Genomic DNA, 842 nt, shown 5'->3' on the forward strand with positions numbered 1-842 from the left:
CACTCACCAGCGGAGACCACATCCGACCGCGCCAGGCCATCCCCTACTACCTGGGAAAACAGGATGGAACTCTGTCAATGTCCACGAGAGAGTCATAAGGCGAGGGCTGCTCCGGCTCTGTCACCGAATCGTCCTCGTCGTCAAGGTCACCATCGCCGTCATCCCTGTCCTCCGGCGCGGCAACGGACGGGTCCCACAACTCCACGCCCCACGTGCCGACGAACCCCACGAGCAGCCTCGAGCGGTTACCGAAGTCGGCTCTGACTACCGAGGCCATGCCGCCCTCCTGTGCGCTCAGCCGTACCTTGCCCGTCTCCAGGTCCCACATGGCGAAGCCTTGGTGGTCACCTCCGCCGCCGATCACGATCCGGCCCTTCACCACCGCGGCACCGAGCGCAGCAAGGTCCGTGCGGGGGAAGTCCTCGTCCGGGACGTCGAGTTCGAACTGAGTCCAGCGGTCGCGGGCCGGATCCCAGGTGCACGCAAGCCGGTCCATGCCGGGACTGCCGACGAGGATCAACTTGCCGTCGAGAGTGACGAGATCGAAGTCCATGATCTCGTGGCAGGACGGAGGCAGGCTGGAGATCAAGGGAGAGTGAACGGTCATGGCGAACATCCTGCCAACCTTCTCTGACAATCGACTCGCCAACGGTCTGCTCAGCACACCGATCCGGGCGGCGGCCAGCCGCCTATCCGCGCGACCTCTTAGTTAGGACTTGCCGATTAATAACCCGTAGCATCTGCTTGTTTCGCCCGATGGTCTGGGAGCAATGCTTGAGACCTGTGGATCGGTCGGGAAGGGGTGTACCTTCCCGATGATCATGTGAGTTCTCAAGACATGA

At 62.6% G+C, this 842-nt stretch carries 1 protein-coding gene; it reads right to left on the reverse strand.

The window, feature by feature from the left end; all coding sequences use genetic code 11:
• Nucleotides 1–46: 46 nt before the first annotated feature.
• Nucleotides 47–607, reverse strand: coding sequence for a hypothetical protein (locus ACTMTI_RS56940; RefSeq protein ID WP_441129420.1), 561 nt, complete (start codon nucleotides 605–607; stop codon nucleotides 47–49).
• Nucleotides 608–842 lie beyond the last annotated feature (235 nt).

The organism is Nonomuraea sp. H19, from assembly GCF_052068215.1.
Taxonomy (GTDB): domain Bacteria; phylum Actinomycetota; class Actinomycetes; order Streptosporangiales; family Streptosporangiaceae; genus Nonomuraea.

What these genes read in the sequence shown, in the direction of transcription:
- ACTMTI_RS56940 (WP_441129420.1), bottom strand. Translation starts at nt 607, where the DNA reads ATGACCGTTCACTCTCCCTTGATCTCCAGCCTGCCTCCGTCCTGCCAC.